The sequence below is a fragment of the Corynebacterium glaucum genome (assembly GCF_030408855.1).
In the GTDB taxonomy this organism is placed as follows: Bacteria; Actinomycetota; Actinomycetes; order Mycobacteriales; family Mycobacteriaceae; genus Corynebacterium; species Corynebacterium glaucum.
The window spans coordinates 290,117-310,938 of sequence record NZ_CP047358.1; the positions used below are offsets into that span (position 1 = coordinate 290,117).

At 57.7% G+C, this 20,822-nt stretch carries 15 protein-coding genes; 11 read left to right on the top strand and 4 right to left on the bottom strand.

The window, feature by feature from the left end; all coding sequences use genetic code 11:
• Positions 1-23: 23 nt before the first annotated feature.
• Positions 24-938, bottom strand: coding sequence for an AEC family transporter (locus tag CGLAUT_RS01405; RefSeq protein ID WP_290185824.1), 915 nt, complete (start codon positions 936-938; stop codon positions 24-26).
• Between the two features lie 208 nt (positions 939-1,146).
• On the opposite strand from CGLAUT_RS01405, the gene CGLAUT_RS01410 reads away from it, so the two are divergent.
• The 7 genes from CGLAUT_RS01410 (at position 1,147) to CGLAUT_RS01440 (ending at position 13,958) form a co-directional block, all read left to right on the top strand.
• Positions 1,147-3,240: an MMPL family transporter gene (locus CGLAUT_RS01410; RefSeq protein ID WP_290185827.1), complete on the top strand. Its 2,094-nt coding sequence runs from the start codon at positions 1,147-1,149 to the stop codon at positions 3,238-3,240.
• Positions 3,192-4,445 carry an aminotransferase class I/II-fold pyridoxal phosphate-dependent enzyme gene (locus tag CGLAUT_RS01415; RefSeq protein ID WP_290185829.1) on the top strand — a complete coding sequence of 418 codons (1,254 nt, stop codon included), beginning with the start codon at positions 3,192-3,194 and terminating at the stop codon, positions 4,443-4,445. Before CGLAUT_RS01410 ends, CGLAUT_RS01415 begins: the two co-directional genes overlap by 49 nt.
• A 49-nt stretch (positions 4,446-4,494) precedes the next feature.
• Positions 4,495-6,801 carry an acyltransferase domain-containing protein gene (locus CGLAUT_RS01420; protein ID WP_290185830.1) on the top strand — a complete coding sequence of 769 codons (2,307 nt, stop codon included), beginning with the start codon at positions 4,495-4,497 and terminating at the stop codon, positions 6,799-6,801.
• A 16-nt stretch (positions 6,802-6,817) separates the two neighbouring features.
• The gene (locus CGLAUT_RS01425) at positions 6,818-8,167 is read left to right on the top strand and encodes an IS256 family transposase (protein ID WP_290184376.1); all 1,350 of its coding nucleotides are present in this window, start codon (positions 6,818-6,820) and stop codon (positions 8,165-8,167) included.
• An 82-nt stretch (positions 8,168-8,249) separates the two neighbouring features.
• Positions 8,250-10,526 carry an SDR family NAD(P)-dependent oxidoreductase gene (locus tag CGLAUT_RS01430; protein WP_290185832.1) on the top strand — a complete coding sequence of 759 codons (2,277 nt, stop codon included), beginning with the start codon at positions 8,250-8,252 and terminating at the stop codon, positions 10,524-10,526.
• A gap of 262 nt (positions 10,527-10,788) precedes the next feature.
• A complete protein-coding gene (locus CGLAUT_RS01435; RefSeq protein WP_353959449.1) occupies positions 10,789-11,313 on the top strand; it encodes a 4'-phosphopantetheinyl transferase superfamily protein in 525 nt (174 codons plus the stop codon).
• Positions 11,310-13,958, top strand: a complete 2,649-nt coding sequence (locus CGLAUT_RS01440; RefSeq protein ID WP_290185833.1) for a beta-ketoacyl synthase N-terminal-like domain-containing protein — start codon at positions 11,310-11,312, stop codon at positions 13,956-13,958. Before CGLAUT_RS01435 ends, CGLAUT_RS01440 begins: the two co-directional genes overlap by 4 nt.
• A gap of 36 nt (positions 13,959-13,994) precedes the next feature.
• Here the strand turns inward: CGLAUT_RS01440 and CGLAUT_RS01445 are convergent, their stop codons facing one another.
• On the bottom strand, positions 13,995-15,089 hold the full coding sequence (locus CGLAUT_RS01445; protein WP_290185835.1) for a 1,4-dihydroxy-2-naphthoate polyprenyltransferase: 1,095 nt from the start codon (positions 15,087-15,089) through the stop codon (positions 13,995-13,997).
• Between the two features lie 46 nt (positions 15,090-15,135).
• Positions 15,136-15,297, bottom strand: a complete 162-nt coding sequence (locus tag CGLAUT_RS01450; RefSeq protein ID WP_290185837.1) for a hypothetical protein — start codon at positions 15,295-15,297, stop codon at positions 15,136-15,138.
• Between the two features lie 153 nt (positions 15,298-15,450).
• Here CGLAUT_RS01450 and CGLAUT_RS01455 point away from each other — a divergent pair, with 153 nt between their 5' ends.
• Complete coding sequence (locus CGLAUT_RS01455; RefSeq protein ID WP_290185839.1) at positions 15,451-16,671, top strand: ATP-binding protein; 1,221 nt, start codon at positions 15,451-15,453, stop codon at positions 16,669-16,671.
• Between the two features lie 28 nt (positions 16,672-16,699).
• On the opposite strand, the gene menE is transcribed toward CGLAUT_RS01455, so the two are convergent.
• Positions 16,700-17,851 (bottom strand): o-succinylbenzoate--CoA ligase, encoded by a 1,152-nt coding sequence (gene menE / locus CGLAUT_RS01460; RefSeq protein ID WP_290185841.1) that lies wholly within the window; start codon positions 17,849-17,851, stop codon positions 16,700-16,702.
• A 77-nt stretch (positions 17,852-17,928) separates the two neighbouring features.
• Between menE and CGLAUT_RS01465 the strand changes: the two genes are divergently transcribed.
• From CGLAUT_RS01465 to CGLAUT_RS01475, 3 genes are read left to right on the top strand one after another with little or no spacing between them, the layout of a single operon-like run.
• On the top strand, positions 17,929-19,026 hold the full coding sequence (locus CGLAUT_RS01465; protein ID WP_157731227.1) for an ATP-binding protein: 1,098 nt from the start codon (positions 17,929-17,931) through the stop codon (positions 19,024-19,026).
• Positions 19,027-19,032: 6 nt separating this feature from the next.
• Positions 19,033-20,163, top strand: a complete 1,131-nt coding sequence (locus tag CGLAUT_RS01470) for a sensor histidine kinase (protein ID WP_290185845.1) — start codon at positions 19,033-19,035, stop codon at positions 20,161-20,163.
• 1 nt (position 20,164) lies between these two features.
• Positions 20,165-20,815: a response regulator transcription factor gene (locus CGLAUT_RS01475; RefSeq protein WP_290185847.1), complete on the top strand. Its 651-nt coding sequence runs from the start codon at positions 20,165-20,167 to the stop codon at positions 20,813-20,815.
• Positions 20,816-20,822 lie beyond the last annotated feature (7 nt).

Genomic DNA, 20,822 nt, shown 5'->3' on the forward strand with positions numbered 1-20,822 from the left:
GACGACGGCTCCTCCGCCCAGCCTTAGCCTCCGAACAGGTAGGCAATCACGAGCATGGCGGGCAGCGAAAGGAACGTGGTGATGAAGACGGTGTCGCGCGCCACGGTCTGGCCGACGCGGTACGTGGCGGAGTAGTTGTACACGTTCTGCGCGGTCGGCAGGGCGGCGAGGATGACGGCGGCGTAGAGCTCCGCGTCCGTGAGCCCGAGTGCGGCGCCGATGGCCCACGCGATCGCCGGCATACCTGCGAGCTTGAGCGCGGATGCGGTGATAGTGGGCTTCGGGTCCTTCTGCAGCACCTTGTCACCCTTGAGTGAGGCGCCGAAGCTCATGAGAATCAGCGGGATCGACGCGCCGCCAAGGATTTCCAGCGGGGCCATGACCGGCTCGGGTACCGTCCACTCGGCTGCAGAGATGATGAAGCCAATCACTGCGGCAAGCACCATCGGTGCTGTGAGTCCCGCGATGATGGCCTTGCTTGTCGAGCCTTTCTCGGTGCCGCCCCAGTTCAGCCCGGTGATGATGATCGGGGTGAGCACCGCAACCTGGAGGACTAGGGCGGGGACGACGTAGGTGGGATCGCCGATCACGTACATGGCGATGGGCAGGCCAATGTTGACGGAGTTGTAGTAGCTCGAGCTCGCCGCGCCCGCCATAGTTTCGGGGATGCTGCGGCGGAACAGGGTCGCGCTGAGCACCCAGTACAGCACCATCGTGGCGACGGACGCGATCGCGATGACCAGCACCACGGGCGAATAGAACACGCTCGTGTCCGAGGTGGCCACCCGGTGGAAGATCAGCGAGGGGGTGGTGACGTAGAACGCGATCTGGTTGAGCATGAGCCGGTTGCTCTGCTTGATCACGCCCTTTTGGGCAAGAAAAAACCCCGCCGCGATGACGACGAAGATGATCGAAAACCCGGTAAGGACGTCTAACACTAGCCGAAGTTTAGTTGATTGTTGAAAGTTATCGTGTTCATCGTTTTGTAATCAAAAGTTTTTCTGTAGGTAAGTTTCTGCGGCTTACGTCTTAGTAACCTCTTAGTAGACGGATTGTCAATCTACAAGCTGATGTCCAGTTGGGGGAACTTCTTTGGACGGATCACAGAGCAGCCGCTATACAGACGTAGCATCTGGAGATAGTCCAGTGGAGGCTGCAGAGAGGAAGCACCGCAGGCGAGGTTGGGTGCTCATATTCGCATTCACTGTTCTAGGAATATTTGCTGGGATTGCGGGGCCGTCCGCGATCCCGATGTTTTCTCAGAACCTCACAAACCCCAATGCGGAAAGTACCCTAGCTGAGGAGAAGATCCGTGACGCTACGGGTCAATCAGTCGAGGATGCCATCGTTCTGCTTGTAGATACTCCGGGAGGGTTTGAATCTGAAGAGGCGGCGCAGCGCATCGATGAAGCCGTAGAAATTCTCGAGCAAACTGACGGTGTTGTTGCTGTCGGTATACCTAGCGAGCAGGCACCCCAGTTAATTTCCGTCGATCAAGCGCAGATGCTTGTGACTGGAAAGATTGAAGAGGGTTATGACCCTGACGAGGTCGCGGGCACTGTCATAACAGAGGTCGATGATAAGGACTGGTTGAAGGCCGGAGGCACCGCCATCATTGGCCACACAATCGGCGAGACAATCGGCAGGGATCTGCTTCGGGCTGAACTCATTGTGTTTCCCGTACTGGTGCTTCTTGCGATGTGGATTTTCCGTGGGCCGATTCCTGCGTTGGCCATGGTAGGTATCGCAGGACTTGTAATCGGCCTCGCCTTACTGGCGCTCAGGGTTGCGGTGGAGTTCACGGACGTAACTGTTTACGTAATGAATTTGACTATCGGTCTCGGGATTGGCCTGGCCACTGACTACTGTCTGCTCTACATCTCGAGATACCGCGAGGAAGCCACTATCCATGGGTATGGGGCGGCCGCTGTGCGGGCAACCTCGGTGTCTGCGGGAAGAACCGTTGTGTTCTCTGCCGCCACAGTGGCCATGGCAATGAGCGCGTTGATGATCTTCCCGCAGACCTACTTCAAGTCAATGGGATTGGGAGGCCTCATTGTCGCCGTCCTGTCCGCTGTTGTCACGGTGACTCTCCTTCCTGCGGTGCTGTTAGTACTTGGCAAACACCTGGAGCTGGGTGTGCCCCGACAATTGAAAAAGACCGTAGGTAAAGAAGCGACCTACGATCCAGAAAGTAGTTGGGCCAAACTCGCCAAGGGCCAAATGAAGCATCCCTGGTTGACCCTTGCAATCGCCATTGGCGCTCTTCTGCTGATGGGATTGCCAAGTGCAGACGTGAAATTCGCGGATACGGACGTTACCACTCTGCCTGATACAGCCTCTGCCTACCAAGTGGAAGAGGCGATTGAGCGGGACTTTCCAACGGGTGGAACGGCGACAACTTTCGTGGCGGTCGACGCGGCAGAAACAGATCAAGCGGCGGTAGACGAACTGACCAGCCGGATAGCGGAAGTTGAAAATGTCGAAATTCTGCAACCGGCGTCGTATGTCTCAGACCACACCTGGGTAATTGTCTCAGTGGTCGACGCACTGCCTTATACGGATGAGTCCATTGACGCGGTTCGAGAAATTAAGACGTTGAGTGAACCAGGATTATCCACGTTCGTCGGTGGGCAGACAGCGGTGTTCATTGATCAGGTCGATGAAATTCGAGCAGCTTTACCGATTGTGTTGGCGGTAATTTTCGCGGTCGTCTTCTTTGTCATTCTCTTCTTGACGGGATCGATGATCTTGCCACTCAAGCAGCTAGTGCTCAATGCTTTGAATGCTTCCGCAACCCTAGGTGTTCTCGTATGGGCATTTCAATGGGGAAGCCTAGAGGGCATCTTGAACTTCACAAGTCACGGGACCCTCGATCTGTTGCAGCCGATCCTCGTCGCAATTATCGCTTTTGCCCTCGCGACCGACTATGGAGTGCTGCTGCTGGCTCGGATCCACGAGCACTACCTAGACAACAGAGACAACGATGAAGCCGTGGTGAGAGGCTTCGCGGAAACCGGCCGCATTATTACCAGTGCTGCGTTGCTAATGATGCTCGCGATTGGAGCATTCGTCACATCGGAGATTGTGCTGATAAAGATTCTCGGTTTTGGAGTGGCATGCGCAGTCGGGATTGATGCGTTCATAATGCGTTCATTCTTGGTTCCAGCTGCCATGAAAGTGCTTGGGCCATGGAATTGGTGGTCACCGGTCAGGATCCCGACTTTCTCCCACAACTAGCCCCGGTCAAAAAGAGGAAGAAAACAAAAATGACTACGACTTTTGAATCGCTCTTCCACAATCTCTCTGAACCGATCATTCAGGGTAAGGACAATGGTCGTTACCCGTACGGCATGGCATTCGACTCAAGTCAGAACGCGACTTCCTCGTTGGGGAATCGCGAGGTGCTCATGCTTACGTCAAATAATTACCTTGGCCTGGCTGATCACCCGCGGGTTGTCGCAGCAGCATCAGATGCTCTTTCCAGATTTGGTGTCTCGACCTGCGGTTCGCGTCTTCACAATGGAACAACCACGTTGCATTGTGAGCTCGAACGCAAGATCGCGGACTGGCTGGGGTATGAGGACGCTGTGTTATTCGGATCCGGTTTTATGGCGAACTTGGGCGTCTTAGGGGCTATGGGATCGAAGGATGCGGTGGTGATCACTGACGGTGAAAACCACGAAAGCATCCGAGCTGGCTACACCCTCGGCGGATCTCCGGTGAGGATTTTCGCTCATAATGATCTCGAGAAACTCGAATACATCTTGCACAAAAGCCAGAGTTTTGAGAGAAGGCTTGTGGTAGTCGAAGGCGTCTACTCGATGTCGGGAGATATTGCGCCCCTGCGGGAAATTGCCGACCTGTGTAAGCAATATGGTGCGTTACTCGTAGTTGACGACGCGCACGGTGTTGGCGTTATGGGCCAATCAGGCCGAGGCACTGTGGAGGCCTTCGATGTCAAACCGGACATTATCGTAGGAACATTCAGCAAGTCGCTCGGTTCGTATGGAGGGTTTGCAGTAGCAAGCCGGGAAGCTATCGAGTTTATCCGGCATACCGCCAGCGCCTTTATTCTGAGTGCAGCTCCTGCTGCTTCACTTGTAGCGGCTGCTTCCGAGGCTCTTTCCATTATTCAAGACGAACCCCGAATCCGTCGAAAGCTTTGGCGTAACACGATGCTCTTCCGTCAACGGCTGTTGGATAGCGGATTCGATATTCAAAACAAGCCATCGCCCATCATTCCTATCCAAGTGGGTGAGGAAAAGAAAGCAATCGGCATCTCCACTCGGCTAAAAGACGAGGGAATTTTCTTGTCGCCTTCAGTTTTTCCCGCCGTCCCCCGAGGCAGCGGACTCCTGAGGATTACTTGCACTGCGCAGCTGGAATCAGACCAGATCGAGCGAGCTGTCGCGCGGATCGAAGCAGCATTCAATAACCAATAGCGGCACAGCTGACCATCAGATCACACGAAACGAAGTTAAGGGGTTTGTAATGCACTTGGATGAACTTCTGGCGGCAAGAAGGCAGCTTCGCAACATCGGAGCTTTTTTGGGCAGGCCCAGGGGGAGTAAGTCAATCGGTCTGCTTTTTCCCGGGCATGGGAGTCAATACTTGGATGTGATCTATCAGTATTGGGATACGGATCCTGAGGTTCGGAAGCTCATCCAAGATGTAGACAAGCTGTGCGAAGAAACCTTTGATGAGGCGCTCTCGAACGTAATTTTCAGACGAAGCGGAGCAGACGGTTCCGCGCTTAGTGAACCTTGGGCAATGCAACTTGCCATATTCACTGCCAGCATCGTTCAGAGCCGAAAACTTGCCCCTTTGGTCCCAGAACCCGCAGTCGTTCTAGGACATAGTTTGGGCGAATACGCTGCATTGGTTGCGGCGGGAGCGCTCTCGGTGCAAGCGGGCTTCAAGGCCGTAGCTTCCCGAGCCGAAGTTGTTTCTTCGCTGCCACGTGAGCAATGGGGTGGAATGGTTGCTGTCCGAGTCGCGGGTTCAGACGATGAAAGAATACTAAAAGCAGCGCTCAACGATCAGTCAGATGAGCGCGTGGTGGAGGCCATTCGCAACAGCCCAAGTCAACGAATCGTCGCCGGAACGTTGTCCGGACTAGACGAACTAGAAGTGAGGTTGCAAAACAGCGGATTGAAAACCAAACGGTTGCCTATCTCGCATGCTTATCACTCACCTCTGCTTCATTCTTGTGTAGCCCCGCTGAAAGAAGCGCTACTCAATCTGGATTTTCGTGAGCCCTCAGGCACTGTCGTCATCTCCTCCGTTACCGGTGCCCAAGTTACGGACTTTCGGACAGAGCCAATGGCCGAGATGCTTGCAACGCAGCTTGTTCGGCCATTTGATTTTACAACTGCACTCAGGAGTTTTCGTCAAGCTGGCGGGGCAGAAGCGGTAGAGGTAGGCCCAAACTCTCTGCTTACCGGGTTGGTTGACCGAAATGAAGAATCGATAATGGTCGTTCCCTTTGACTCCCCCAGGAATGATCCAAAGACTAACGAGGCCAAGATTGCCATGTATATCGACAGTATCGGCTGCGAATCGGTCGGAGCTTCAGTCGAAACTAGCGAACACAGCCAAGACGATGTTCTGAACGTTGTGGCTGCAGCGAGCGGCTATCCGTTATTTGCGCTAGACATTAGCGACTCCATCTCGACTCTTGGACTAACTCCCAGTGGTGCTGGGAATGTTCAGACAGCCCTGAAGACTTTACTCGGTGGAGAGAATGACTTTAGCGCTACGGCACCATTTTATGAATTTGCGGCATCTGCGGAGCCAGGTGTGGAACCGGTTGGTGCGGATGAGTTGGTTGGTCGGTTGGTGGAGTCGTTTGCGGAGGCGACGGGGTATCCGGTTGAGGTGATTGAGCCTGATCTGGATTTGGAGGCTGATCTGGGGATTGATTCGGTGAAGCAGGCTGAAGTGGTTGCTTCGGTCAGTGAGTCTGTTGGGGTGGCGACTGGGGATAGTGATTTTGCTGGGGTGTCGACGGTACGTGAGTTTGCGAGCCGGTTGGCGTCGTTGCAGTTTGGTGATGTTGTGGGGCAGTTGGATTCGGTGACGATGATTCCTGCGGCATCTGCGGAGCCAGGTGTGGAACCGGTTGGTGCGGATGAGTTGGTTGGTCGGTTGGTGGAGTCGTTTGCGGAGGCGACGGGGTATCCGGTTGAGGTGATTGAGCCTGATCTGGATTTGGAGGCTGATCTGGGGATTGATTCGGTGAAGCAGGCTGAAGTGGTTGCTTCGGTCAGTGAGTCTGTTGGGGTGGCGACTGGGGATAGTGATTTTGCTGGGGTGTCGACGGTACGTGAGTTTGCGAGCCGGTTGGCGTCGTTGCAGTTTGGTGATGTTGTGGGGCAGTTGAATTCGGTGACGATGATTCCTGCGGCATCTGCGGCATCTGCGGCATCTGCGGAGCCAGGTGTGGAACCGGTTGATTTCGGCACCGAGAAGGACCATGCGGGCCGATACATTCTCCGGGCAGTGCCCAGAGAACTGCCCCAACGCGAATCTTCCGTGCCCTTCTACAGCGGTTTGAGGATTCTCGTTGTGGGCAGCGATGACGAGCGCATTACTGCGGACATGGCAAGTCAACTCGAAGCAGGCGGGGCAGAGGTGATTACCCTACAGTTCGTTGAGAGTGAGCCGGTCGGCGGATTAGGGCAGAAAAAATTTGTCCAAAAAGTGAGCGATTTTGATGAAGTGCGAGCAGAAGCGCTGCACAGGGAGATCGGAAAGATCGAGGGTGCCAGGAAGTTTGTGTGTGAGGCTCTGATCTGAAGGAGTTTCACCGATAATGACTACTGTGTCACCGAAGAAAAGCCACGACCCGTCCAGGGTCAACGAGATCAGCGAGAAGCTGATGGATAACCCCGAGCTCGCAAAGCTCATCGGGGAGCTGTCCACCTCCACCGACGACGCCAGCGAGCTGGTCAAGGGGCTTTTGCAGGCGTCGATCAACGCCGGCCTGCAGGCGGAGATGGATGCCCATTTGGGCTACGAACACTCCGACCGCAAAGCGAAAGCCCAGGTAACAGATGCTGGTGGTGGCAACCACCGAAACGGGTCGTACACCAAGACCGTCGATTCCGGCTACGGCCCTGTTGAGGTCACGATGCCACGGGATCGCGCGGGCACGTTCACCCCGCAGATGGTGCCCAAAGGCTCCCGTCGGCTCACAGAGCTCGACGACATGATTATCTCGCTGTACGCCGGCGGGATGACCGTGCGAGATATCCAGCACCATCTCGCCACCACCCTGGGGGTGGATATGAGCCCGGATACGATCAGCACCATTACCGATGCGGTCTTAGAAGAGGTCATGATCTGGCAAAACCGCCAGCTCGACGAGTTTTACCCAGTGATCTTCCTCGACGCGCTACGCGTGAAGATCCGTGACGGCCACCGCGTGGTCAACAAGGCTTGCTACATGGCGGTTGGTGTCGACATGGACGGCATCAAGCACATCCTGGGATTGTGGATCGCTGACAATGAAGGCGCCGCATTTTGGGCATCGGTGTGCGCAGATCTGGCCAACCGCGGGGTCCAGGACGTGTTCATTGTCTGCTGCGACGGGCTCCAAGGCCTGCCAGAAGCCGTGGAGGCAACCTGGCCGAATTCCATGGTGCAGACCTGCATCGTGCACCTGATTCGGGCGGCGAACCGGTGGGTGTCGTATCAGGACCGCAAAGGCGTCTCTCGCGCGCTGCGTGAGGTCTACACCGCTCCCAATGAGGAGACGGCACGCGCCAGCCTGGATGCTTTCGAGGCCAGTGAGCTGGGCCTAAAATACCCCCAGTCGGTCAAAGTCTGGCGCGACGCTTGGGAGCGGTTCGTGCCGTTTCTGCAGTTCCCGCCTGCGGCCAGGCGGGTGCTCTACACCACCAATTCGATCGAGTCGCTGAATGCTGAACTGCGTAAAGCTACCCGTAACAGGGGCCAGTTCCCGAACGATACCGCGGCGTTGAAGACGCTGTGGTTGATGATCTGCAACATCGAGGACAAGCGCGCTGCGCAGCGGGCGAAGAAAGCCAAGCGCGACGTTGAGTGCAACGGCTATATTGAAGGAGCGAAAGCCACCGGGTGGAAACAAGCCATCAACCAACTAGCCGTGGCTTACCCCGACCGATTCGCGGACTACTTGTAAACCAAGCCCCCGCACACAAAGAATCGGACACCCTCGAAAGATCCAGGGGGTCGTCTGGGCTCACTCTTTTGCGTCGGTAAATGTGAGCGATCCCCTGAACAGCAACCTTTTTCGGGCCAAGTGGAATGAGTCCTTTAATCTACTGTTTATCCTCTGCCAGGAGTTCTGGGGTGAACTGCAAGAAGCAGGTGACAGCGGCTTCGTCACATCCTTGACACGCACGGCCAACGCTTTCGGCGCAGCACCGCGCGCGGCCGAGGATGTGATTGGAGCTTTAGCAGTAGGTTTTTTGAAAAGCTTGGTCAAAGAGCTTCCAGGGATTAAATTCCGTTTCATCGATATGCCTTGGGCAGACAGAGACCAAATCGGCTCACGACTAACCCAAGAACTCGCTCATGTGGAGGGTTCACATGATGCGGACATCGCATATCTGGACGGGCAACGCTACGTGCTCAAGGTTGTGCCAGAAGAAATTGAGCGACCTGCAGAAGACCCAACTTCTACTCGAGCGTTCGACCAAGTGACCATTTTCAGTGGCGGCTCTCGCGGGATCACACTTGAGTGTGCATTAGCTTTAGCAGAGGCTTTGCCGGGAACTCTCGTGCTACTAGGTACCTCCTCAACGGATAATCAGATCGCCCAACCGTATCTCGAGCTGAGCGCGGATGATTTTGAAGCCGCCAAGCCAGAGATTCTTGCGTCTCTCCACCAGCGCTATCCTGACATGCGTCCAACGGATCTCATGAGTCTCTACAACCGTATCGGAAATCATCGCGCACTTGCAGAAACAATGCGTCGGATTGAGAGCTCAGGGTTAAATGACCGAGTGCATTATCGCACCTGTGACATCACCAATGCGGAAGACGTGAAGAGAAGCGTCAATGAGATAGCTGGGGAATTTGGGTCCATCAAAAGAATAGTGCACGGTGCGGGACTCGGATCACTTGGCACGTTGCCGAAAAAGGATCGCAACTACGGGCTGAAGCTGCTCCAAGTGAAACTTGATGGCTTTTACCACTTGGTGTCGTCGGCCATGAGTCATGGTCTCGAGGAGGGAATCGCTTTTACCTCGATTTCCGGTCACTTTGGGATGGACGGACAGACGGATTACACCGCGGCATCGGCTCTGATGTCGATGATTTGCAGCCAGCTTTCTATCCTGCAGCCGTCACTTCGCTGGACTGCGATGGACTGGACGGCGTGGTCGGCTACTGGAATGGCAACCCATCCAAGCGTTCGTCAGATCCAAGAGGGTGAGCGGGGATTAGAGTACATTAGCCCCGGAGAAGGACAGCGTCATTTCGTTCGTGAAGTTCTCGGAGGATTGCCTCGTACACAGGTGATGTTTTTCGGGCGTCTAGGAAGAAACTCACCTCATGGAGTGCTGGAGCTCCTTGATGATGAGCAGCACGCCCGCGAGGAAGAAGTAGTGGCGGGCATAGTGCAGCGACGGCCGCGGTTCCCTCTAGTTGATGGTGAGCTTTCCCAGAATCTATCCAAAGAGAAATCGTACTTCCGGAGGCTGAATCCTGAGTCGGACCACTTCCTTACCGATCACCTCGTTAAGGGAGGAGCTACGTTTCCTGGTGTGATGCATCTCGAGGCGGCCGTGGAAGCCGCCGAACTCGCTGGTGTTTTGCGCGAAGGCGAGCCATTTCAAGTGAAGCGGGCGCAGTTTTTGACTTTTCTGAAAGTGCGCGGTGGAGAAAGTGTTGATCTTGAAATTGATGTGAAGCCGGGTAGCGTTTCTGGAGCTACCGCGAGCCTCTCCGCTGCGTTCACCTCCCCACACGGTCGTGTGCTGGATCGCAAGAGACTGCGCTCCACTACCGAACTTTTCCCGTCCGAACAATCCGTTTCGCCAGCGCCGCAGGTCAGCGTGGAAAATCTTGGTCAAGCGCGATTCGTCGACCTTGACACTTTCTACGAAACCGTTGCGCAGGTGATCACTTTCGGTCCGAGTTACAGGCTGTTAAGGGAAGCCCGTGTCGATGGATTGAATGCTGTAGGCATGATCCACGTACCTCCAGCGGATAACCTTATTGCAGGCGAGAAGAACTTGCAGCTTAGAGCTTCCCCAATCGTCGTAGATGCGGCAGGGCGTCTCGCGCTCATGTCCATTTATGAAAACTCTGGACTGATCGTGGTTCCCACGGACATTCGAGACGCGCTTTTTTGGCGACGTCCGAAACCTGGAGAATTGCTTGAGGCGCGTGCCGAAGTTTCGCCGGTCGGCGACGGCTTCAAGCTCACGCTCGATATCGTCGATGAGTCGGGCGAGGTGGTTATTCAAATACGCGAACTGAAGCTCTCTCCGATTGGAAGCGTCGATGGAAATGCAAGTATCTTGCAGGATTAAATCGACCGGTACCTCAGGGCGTCTAAGCTGTGAGCCTCAGATGCTAGGCGGCTTCCAGGTCCGTACCGGTCTGATGCTGCTCAAGGCGGTTGACGGTAACTCGGACTACGGGGTGTCTCCGAGACAGCAGCTGCCTGTGGCGGTGGATTACTCGGGCCTGGCTCGGATCCAGCATCCTCGTCGCAGAAACGAATGGCTTGCGGGACGGTTATGCCTCAGTCGCGCTATTAGCCTGGGCTGGTCTGAGGTCGCCACCAAGGGAGTGATTGTTGCCGAAGAACTTGGAAATACCCAGGGCGGCCGGCCACGCTTCATCGTTGAAAGTAAAGATAGAGTCTATCTTTCCGTCAGCCATAGCGATGGTTTTGCTGGAGGTTTGGTTTCAGAGTGCCGATGCGGATTAGACATCGAGCCCATCTCTTATGGTGCGCTTCGCGCAGTGAAGGCAGTTTTTGAGGACGCCGAGCTTGAATTACTCGGCAAAACGTTCGGGGAGCCGCTCAACTGTTGGCGGGGCACTGCCATGTGGACCCTATATGAAGCTTTGTCGAAAGCGGTGGGGGCGCCCGTTCTCGGTAGACGACTGAGAATCGTCGCCGCAAGCAAAGATCCGAGTGCCGATGGATGGCATCAAATCAGGATCGCGACGCCGAGTCAGTTCGAAACAAAGCATTGTGTGCCGGCGGGGTTCGAATCAGAGACAACAATCTACAACGACGTAGCAGTATCAGTGGTGACTACGGTCGATCAAGAGGGGCTAGAAATCGGGAAGGAATTGAACCAATGAAAGAGATGACTGCCGAACCGATCGCGATCATCGGGCGAGGATGCGCATTTCCTCCAAACAGTGATTCACTGGATGGCTACTGGAACAATATGCTAGACGGAAAAATGGGGATCACTGTTGCCCCTGACCATCGTTGGCGTCCGGATCTTCACGGTTCCGACGATCGAGCTGAAGAGGATAAGACTTATTGCGTCAAGGGTGGATTCCTCGATGACCACTGTGTCGATCCCGACCCTGTGTTGCGCAGTTTGCTTACCGCGCAGCAGAACCAAATCGTTAGCTCCGCTAATCGCACCGCCAAGATGGCGATCAACGCGACTCTGCAGGCTCTGCGTGAAGCGGGAATGGCACCTCTTTCCGAAGAAATGGCGGGCGCTTCGGTCTTTGTCGGAAACATGCTTGGGGATGAGGCTTTGTCCGATCGCTCGCTAAAAGATGAGGCACAAACGCTGTTAAACGCCTCCGAGCTTTCGAGCCTGAATTCCAATCTGCAGGACGAGTTCCTAAAAAATCTCAATGGGTTTACCAAGGGCGCCAGTTTTGGACCGAAAGCAACACTCGCCAGCGGCATTGCGCCAACGATTGCCGAGGTTGTCGGCACCTGCGGACCTGCAATGCTTGTCGATGGTGCATGTGCTTCGGGCCTTCTTGTCGTCGATCTCGCAGCAAGAGCCCTTCGCCAAAGACGGACATCTCTTGCTATCGTCATCGGTTCTATGGGGAATATGGGTGTCGCGGGCAACGTCTCATTCGCCAAAATTGGTGGACTATCCCCAACTTCAAGCAGGCCATTGAATGCCGCCGCAGATGGACTGATCCCAGGTGAGGGCGCGGGAACAGTTATCCTCAAGCGACTCAGCGATGCCGAGCGAGATGGAGACAAGATTCTCGGAGTCATTCGCGGAGTCGCCACAGCCACTGACGGCAAGGGCCGATCAATTTATGCACCGGACACGCGCGGGCAACAAGACGCCATGCGTGCTGCGCTCGCCCAGGCCAACCTAAATGCAGCTGACATCGACAAAGTCGAACTTCACGCGACTGGAACGCCTACAGGGGATAGAACTGAGCTTGAGTCGGTTCAGAGCGTCTTCTCAGATAGGGCAGAAGGCTCGCCTCTGGTGTTGGGGACCGGAAAGTCGCTTATCGGTCACACGTTTGCGGCAGCGGGAATGGCTAACTTAATCAAAGTATCGTTGGAGATCGAGCGCAGGTGGCACACTCCGGCTCACAACGCATTCCCGTACGTAGAGACGATTGGTCAGACTAAGAACCAATTCCGTTTAAGTAAAAGTGGAATGGCCTGGGGGAAAGCGGATGGTCAGCCTCGCCGTGCATTGACCAACGCTTTTGGTTTTGGAGGCGTCAACACCTCACTTGTTCTTGAAGAGTACTTAAATCCGAGCTCGATTACGGGAGGCATCAGGTCAGGGGCACCATCTTCAGCACAGCCACTTGCGGTTATTGGTTTTGCAGCAGCCACTCCCAGCCAGGAGCCGACTGCGGATGCAGTTGAGTTGCCGATTTCGCTTGACGCAGGTAAATCGCTGCGCTTTCAGTTCCCATTTCGAGAGTTCCGGCTGCCTCCCGTGACCGTCGAGCATATGGATAAATCGCAACAGCTCACTTTAACCTTGGCGGCCCGTGCACTCGAAGACGCAGAGTTACTCAACGACGGGCGGGTGAAGGATCCGGAGCGATTTGCGGCAATTTTAGGTGCGGCTGCGGGTTTGGAAGCCGCACTGGAGAGAAATCTTCGTGTGCGTTTGGCTGAACTGCAAGAGTGCGTGGACCAAGTCGACGCTCCCGCGGCCGATAAACGCGCCTTAAGCCAGATTATTGACCAATACGTCCGTGAACGTGTAGGTCCTACTACTGAAGCATCATTGCCGGGCTACATGGACAACATCAGTCCTGGTCGAGTATCCAACGTTCTCGATACACGGGGATTCAACTGCTCCGTTGATCAAGACAAAGCATCATTTGGGGCAAGCTTGGTGATCGCCGAGAGTCTGTTGATGGATCATGCATGCGACTTTGTCCTCGTGGGTGCTGTGAATACGTCATCTTCCTCCACGTACGAGCGTTTATGGGCTGAGCAATCAAGTGAGATCAGCGAATTAGTAGAGGCGGGGGCAATGTTCGTTGTCACGAGGATGGATAACGTCCCAGAGGAAATCACCCCCTATGGCTTCATCCAGGCGACACCAACAAATGACAATGTGACAGGGGAAGGGATTTTTGACCGGCCTGGGGCCTCCGCAATGGCGGCAGACGATGCGCTATGGACACTCGATCGTCTGATGCGTGCAGGTGAGGGGCCTTTCCGACGGACGACAGTCTCGTACATGTCGGGGTCAGGTTACACAATTGCCGTTGCATCAAAGAGTGAGCTCCTTCGAGCTGCTGGGAGCAAAGCAAACACCAGGTACCAGCGTGATACCGCAGACCGAGTTCGCGTGGAAGGAAACACATTGAAGGAACTGATCGAGAATGTACGTGATCTGAGCACGGGGACGACTGATCACCGCGCTGAACCACAATTGCGACTCATTTGGAACGAAGGTTCGGAAGAAGATGCGCTTCGTACGAGGAAAGCTGTTCTTGCGATATTGGAAGAAACGGTGACAACTGCCCAGCGGTGACCGCACCTGTATGAAGGTGTGGGCGCGGATCGCCGTCTAGAAGAAGCGCTCTCGAGCGATGTGGCCGACGACGTCGGGGTACTGAGCATCTTCCCTGGAGGCATCGATGCCGCCGGAGGGGGAGGCGTCGTAGATGTGGCTTTGAATCGCCGCGATCTGGGCACCGGCCCACCACAGCGCGAGCGCGGTGACGATCGCCCAAACGAGCATGGCGCGGCCGTTCATACCCAGTACGGGGATGAGCTCCTTGCCGGTCGCCCCGCTTTGGACGGTGAGGATCGCCGAGACCGCGAACGGCAGTGCCGCCAAGCCGAGGAGCGCCGGGGTGCTGATGGTGCCCAGCAGCAGCGACACCACAAACGGCACCAGGGTGAGCGCGGTGAACAGCAGGCGCGAGCTGCCGTAGCCGAGCCGCACAGCAAGGGTGTTCTTGCCTGCGGCGGCGTCGGTTTCAATGTCGCGGATATTGTTCGCCAGGTTCACCGCGGCAGAGATCGCCCCGATCGCGATCGCTGCAAGGAACCCGATGCCGGAGACAAACCCGGTTTGCACGAACTCGGTGCCCATGACCGCCACGAGCCCGAAGAAGATGAAGACGGCTATTTCACCGAATCCCGCGTAACCGTAGGGGCGCGAACCGCCGGTGTAGAACCAGGCGGCGGCGATGCAGATCGCGCCGATGAGGATGAGCCACGGGGAGGACATGATCGACAGCACAATGCCCAGGAGGGCGGAGAGGCCGAAGGCGACGAACGCTGCAAGCTTCACGTCCTCCGGTCGTGCGAGACCGGAGGCGGTGAGGCGGGTTGGGCCGGTGCGGTCCTCATCCGTGCCGCGGATGCCGTCGGAGTAGTCGTTGGCAAAGTTCACGCCCACAATGAGCGCCCATGCGACACCGAGCGCGAGGAGCGCGCGGCCGATGTCGGCGCTGCTCCAAAATGCGGCAGCGCCGGTACCGGCGATCACCGGGGCGAACGCATTCGGCCAGGTGTGTGGGCGCGCTGCCTCCCACCAATCCTCGAACCTCGCGGCGTTGCGAGGCTTCTCGGGGGAATCCTGCGTTTCGTTATTCGGCGAGGCGGTGCGGTTCGCGTTTTCAGGGACATCGGAGCCGGGCTGCGCGGTGGTCATGCCACCTATCATGCCCGCAACACCGGCATGTGGCTACAGACTGGGGTTAGACGAAGCGGATGAACGGGCGGCGCTGCTTGTGGCGGAATTTATCTGGCTGGTGATGTGCCTTCGAACGCAGCGTGTGCGGGTTGTGGTTGGTGGTAAGGGTCGTCGCGTACTTCGGGTTCGTGGTGTGCGTTTTCCTGTGGAGCGTCTCGGTCCTCACACCCCCTGATTGTCGCAGAAATTACACCCGTGTGCTTTGCAACGCCGATGTCACCGAATGAACGCCCGGTGAACACCGGAAGGGAAGAGGATTTGCGACTGTACTCGTAAAACTTGGGCGCTTCGGCGAGATTTACGATTATGATCGTAAATTGTGAACCTGTTCCCCCGTCCCCAATATCTCGGCGAGTTGCTTGCCGTCGAAGGCAATGACCTAGTCAGACTCATCTCTGGTGTGCGCCGCAGTGGCAAGTCGACGTTGCTCCAGTTGTACCGCGAGGAGCTTGAGTCACAGGGAGTAAGCGCGGATCGCATCTTGGTAGTGAATTTCGAGGACATGGCCAACGATGCTCTCCGTGACGCGAACGCATTCCACGAGTTCGCGGTAGAGGCCATCGCGAACGGGGTAACCCACCTTCATGTTGATGAGGTGCAGGAGTTGGACCAGTGGGCGAGGGTGATCAACTCGCTGCGCTCAACCGAACAGGTGGAGATTTGCGTAACGGGATCCAACGCATCGATGTTCGTGGGGGAGGGGCTGACCTACCTCGCCGGCCGATACATCACGATTGAGATCTTTCCTCTCTCACTTGAGGAGTTCCGGATCTTCACACAGACACCTGAGCTTGAGCCCACCGACGTCTCTTATCAACGATGGATGGATACCGGTGGCTTTGCCCGAAGTGTGCTCGCCACCACTCCAGACCTCACCAGGCAGATGAACCGGGATCTTTTCGATTCCATCTTCACCCGCGATATCGCTCTCCGCGGTGAGGTTCGCGACACCGCAGTGTTCCTCCGTGTAGCGGCATTCGTTCTCGATAACGCAGGTTCGCCTCTATCGGCGAACAAGATCGCCAACACCATCACGTCCAGCGGGGTGAAGGTGAGCACCGACACCGTTGATCGTTACCTCAAGCTGATGACGGATGCGCACCTAATCTATCCCTGCCACCGGTTCGACACACGCGGCAGAGGATGGCTGAAATCCACGCCCAAGTACTACTGGGTCGATGCGGGACTTCGTGACGCGTTAACCGGGCGGCGTGGTTCCAACTCCGGTCACGACCTAGAGAATCAGGTTTTTCTAGAGCTTCAACGCCAGCGGTACGAGGTGTTCACAGGCATTAGCCGTGGCGGCGAAATCGACTTTTTAGCTCGTCGCGATGATGTGACGCTCTACATCCAAGTGGCCCTCACGGCAATGGACCCGACGGTGCTGGACCGGGAGCTCTCATCTTTCGTTGGACTGCCTCCAGGTTCCCATTGCATTCTCATCACTGGAGACCGTGTTCGATTGGCCACGGGCAACGTCGATCAAATTAACGCCTTCGATTTTCTTTCGCGGCAGGCGCAGCTAAACGGGGTTTGGTAACGCAGTAGAAAATCCGGGCCACCCAGATTCAGAACAACTCGCGCACGGCGGCGCGATCGACCTTGCCGGGGCCGAGCTGGGGGAGCACCGGAACGATTTTGAGTTCTTTTGGCACTTGCCAACGCGGCATCTCACCGGCGTCGACAAGATCGTCGAAGGCATCGAGCAGGTTGGTGATCGTCGCGGAGCCGGAGTACGCGGCGCAGACGCGCTCACCCAAGCGCGGGTCCGGTGCGCCGATGACGCAAGCACTGGTTACACCCGGGATGCGCAGCATGAGCTCCTCAAGCACCTCGGGATGCAGCTTGAACCCACCAGAGTCGATGACATTGTCCACGCGGCCGTGGATGCGCAGTTGGCCGTCGACAAGCGATCCTGCATCTGAGGTGCGGAACCAGCCACCTTTGAGGTCTTCGGCGAGCTCCGGTGAGCTGGGGTTGCGGTAGCCGCGGGCGACCATGGGACCGCCGAGGAAGACGCGGCCGTCGGAAATTTTGACCTGTGCGCCGGGGATGGGTGTGCCGTTGTAGACGCAGCCGCCAGAGGTTTCGGAGGAGCCGTAGGTGGTCACGGCGTTGATGCGCAGTTTGGCGGCGGAGTCCAACAGTGCGGGGTTGGCGGCGGCGCCGCCGATGAGGACGGCGGTGAAGCGTCGTAAAGCATCGATGCCCTGCAACGACGACAGTGTCTTTGCGAGCTGCATCGGGGTGAGCGCGGTGTAGGTGCGCTCACCCGTGTCGGCGAGTTCGTGGGCGCGGGCAGAGAATTCCGCGATGCTGAACCCCTGTGACAGGTCGAGCGCGGCAGGCTCGACGCCAGCGACCATGCTGCGCACCAGCACCTGGATGCCGGCGATGTAGGCCGCGGGCATGGCGAGCAGCCATTGGCCCTCTCCGCCGAGCGCCTGGTGGGTCGCGTCGGCGCTGGCGACGAGGTTCGCGGTGGTCAGCATCGCGCCCTTCGGCGTGCCGGTGGAGCCGGAGGTGGCCACGACCAGCGCAATGTCGTCCTTGATCGGATGGCCGGGGGCGAGCGTGTTGCGCAGGAGGTTTGCGCGCTGCGGGTCGTCGGTGGGCACTGGCAGGATGGCGCGGCGGCCGGTGAGTGCTTCCTCGAGGATGGGCATGAGCGCCAACGGGTCGGCGGGGTCGACGGGGGCGAGCTCGAGGATGTGGGTCACGGGATTCAACAATAGGCAGGGGAGAGACTTTATGGTTCTTTATGAATCGGCGAATCATATAGAGGTATAAAAGACGCATGCAGATGAGTCCCTACACGCCTGGTGAGGTGGCCGAAGAGGTGTACGGGCGTGAGCCGATCCTCGAGGGGATTCGACGCGACCTTGCATTCATGACGGTTGAGCCGCGCTTTGCCGGACGGATCCGGGTGTTCGCGGGCCCACGTGGAGTGGGCAAGACGAGTTTGCTTCGCGCTGCGCAAGCAGATGCTGAGCGGGTGGGGCGGTTGGGCTTTCAGACGGTCTTTGTCACTGCCGGAGACGGGCCACTGTTGCTGTCTTTGATCGAATCGTTAAAAGAAGTGCAACTCGGGCCTGTGTCGTTCGGTGGTGAAGCCGGAGCGGCAGGGGCACCGGCTTCAAGCCAAGGAAGGCGCTTGCAACGGGTCTTGGTTGCCGCGGGTGAGGAAGCGCAATCTCGAAGTCACGGGTTGGTGATTCTGATTGATGAGATCCAAAGTGCTGATCCGGAGGGTCTTAAAGCGCTGGCCTACGCATGGCAGCAGATGCAATCTGAGCACAGAGATTTACCGATGGCGGCGTATACCGCAGGTTTGAGCCACTCACAGGACGTGATTACTGACGCAGTGAGTTTCGCGGAGCGGTTCAAATACCAGCACCTGCAAAATCTGTCCCGTCAGGATGCGGAGCAGGCACTGCGCTCACCCGCAGCGCAAAAAGGGGTTACGTGGAGCGAAGATGCGTTGGTGGCTGCGCTGGACCTCGCCGGAGGCTACCCGTTCTTTATTCAGGTTGTGGGGGACGAAACCTGGCAAGCGGCGGGCCATCCAGGGCCCGGAACGCTTATTGAGCCGAAGCAAGTAGCAGGCGCGATCAGTGGGTTTGATGACACTCGGCAGTCCTTCTTCCGCGCGAGGTGGCAAAAAGCGACTCCTGCAGAGTCCCAGTTCCTCCGAGCGATGGCAGCGCACGGGGAAGGGCCAGTACGGCGCGGAGCCATTGCTGATGAGATGGGCCGCAGCACCAACGACATCAGCATGGCACGACGGTCGCTGCTAGATAAAGGGCTCATCGACGCAACCAGTCACGGCTACCTCGAATTCACGGCTCCTGGGTTTGCGGAGTTTATCCGCGAAGAATCCTCCGATTCTCTATAAATTGACGTGCAGTTGAAATCCGGTGACCTCGTCCTCGCTGCGTTCGGCGCTGTTCTCGCCGCGTTGTACACCGTGGATGCCATCACCAAACCTGGCGACGCATCCGGCTGGGCGCAGGCGGCGCTTGCCTGGGGTTTTGTTGCTGCGCTGGCGATGTTGCGCACGAAACCCCTGTTTACCGCCGTGCTGCTCGTTGCCGGCAATGCCGCGTGGTCGGCGGTGTGGATGCTCGCACCGGTGAACATCGGCTACACGGTGTGGGTGGCTACGGTGCCGCTGGCAGTCTTCGTTGCCCGTCGCTTCCGCCGCGGCCCTGCGGTGGTCGCGGTGACGGTGGCGGCGCTCGCCTGGTCGGTGATCTCACCCTTCATGTGGACCTGGGACGAGCGCCTTGTACTGTTCTACCGCCACGGCTGGGACGCCGGACTCATGCTGGTCATGCACTGGGCGGTGGTTGCGGTGGCGTACCTGCTCGCCGCGAACCTTGCGGCGGAGGACGCTGCCGCAGAGGCAGCGCGGGAGCGCGAGGCGAAGGAGCGCGAGGAGCGCCTGCTCATCGCCCGCGAAGAGGAGCGCTTGGAGATCGCCCGCGAGATCCACGACCTCCTCGGCCACACGCTCACCTTGATCAAGGTGCAGGCCAACGCGGGGCTTACAGCGAATCAGGAGCGCGAATCGCTCGAGCAGATTCGCGCCGTCGCCTCCGAAGCGCTCGGCGACATCCGCATGCTGGTGCGGGGTTTGCGCGGGGACAACCCCGACTTCGCACCGACCGCGGGCATCGCGGAACTGCCAGCTATTCTGCAGCGGCTCCGCGAGGCAGGGGTGCAGGTGGAGTACCACGCGCCTCAGCACGTCCAGGTGCCCGCGGTGACCGGCTTGGCCGCCAACCGCATCGTCACCGAGGCCGTCACTAACGCCGCGCGCCACCAGGTCGATCCGCACGTGCGAGTTACGCTCACCCCGCTCGACGAGGCGCTCGAAGTCGAGGTCACCTCCCAGGGGGCCATCGCCCCGCGGACCGGAGCGGGCATCGGGCTCGAGGGCTTGCGCGAGCGGGCCGCGAGCACCGGCGGCACCCTCGAGGTGGTACAACAAGGCGACACCTTCACCGTCCGAGCAGTCCTGGGGGTTTAAGTTGCGCATTTTGCTTGCCGACGACCAGCCGCTCCTGCTTTCAGCCCTCGCCACAGTCCTCGGGGCGCAGCCGGACATTGACGTTGTCGCCACTGCCCAGAACGGTGCCGAAGCGGTGGAACGAGTACGCGAATTCACCATCGACGTCGCTGTGCTGGATATCCGCATGCCGGTGATGGACGGTATTGCGGCAGCGAAGGCGATCATGCCGCTCGGGCCCAAAGTCATCATGCTCACCACATTTGATGACGACGCCCTGGTGCAGGCCTCCATTGAGGCGGGCGTGCACGGGTTCTTGCTCAAGGATGCGGATCCAGACGTCCTCGCCGACGCGGTGCGCACTGTCGCGCGCGGTGAATCCGTGCTGGCCAGCGGGGTGACCGGGAAGGTTTTGGAGTGGGTGCGTGGGGGCGTCGATAAGCACAATGCCCTTTCTGACTTCGAGCGGCAGGGCCTTGGGCTGCTTACCGAGCGCGAGCTTGAGGTGCTGGCGGAGATTGGTGCGGGGGCGACGAACGCGGAGATTGCGCAGGCGCTGTTCATCGCGGAGACGACCGTGAAGACGCACGTGTCGAGCCTGCTGGCGAAGCTTGGGGCGCGTGATCGGATTGCGCTGGTGCTGATCGCGCAGCGCTCCGGTATTTCCTCCTAGGGGAGGA

What these genes read in the sequence shown, in the direction of transcription:
- CGLAUT_RS01415 (WP_290185829.1), top strand. Translation starts at nt 3,192, where the DNA reads ATGGAATTGGTGGTCACCGGTCAGGATCCCGACTTTCTCCCACAACTA.
- CGLAUT_RS01420 (WP_290185830.1), top strand. Translation starts at nt 4,495, where the DNA reads ATGCACTTGGATGAACTTCTGGCGGCAAGAAGGCAGCTTCGCAACATC.
- CGLAUT_RS01425 (WP_290184376.1), top strand. Translation starts at nt 6,818, where the DNA reads ATGACTACTGTGTCACCGAAGAAAAGCCACGACCCGTCCAGGGTCAAC.
- CGLAUT_RS01440 (WP_290185833.1), top strand. Translation starts at nt 11,310, where the DNA reads ATGAAAGAGATGACTGCCGAACCGATCGCGATCATCGGGCGAGGATGC.
- CGLAUT_RS01445 (WP_290185835.1), bottom strand. Translation starts at nt 15,089, where the DNA reads ATGACCACCGCGCAGCCCGGCTCCGATGTCCCTGAAAACGCGAACCGC.
- CGLAUT_RS01465 (WP_157731227.1), top strand. Translation starts at nt 17,929, where the DNA reads ATGCAGATGAGTCCCTACACGCCTGGTGAGGTGGCCGAAGAGGTGTAC.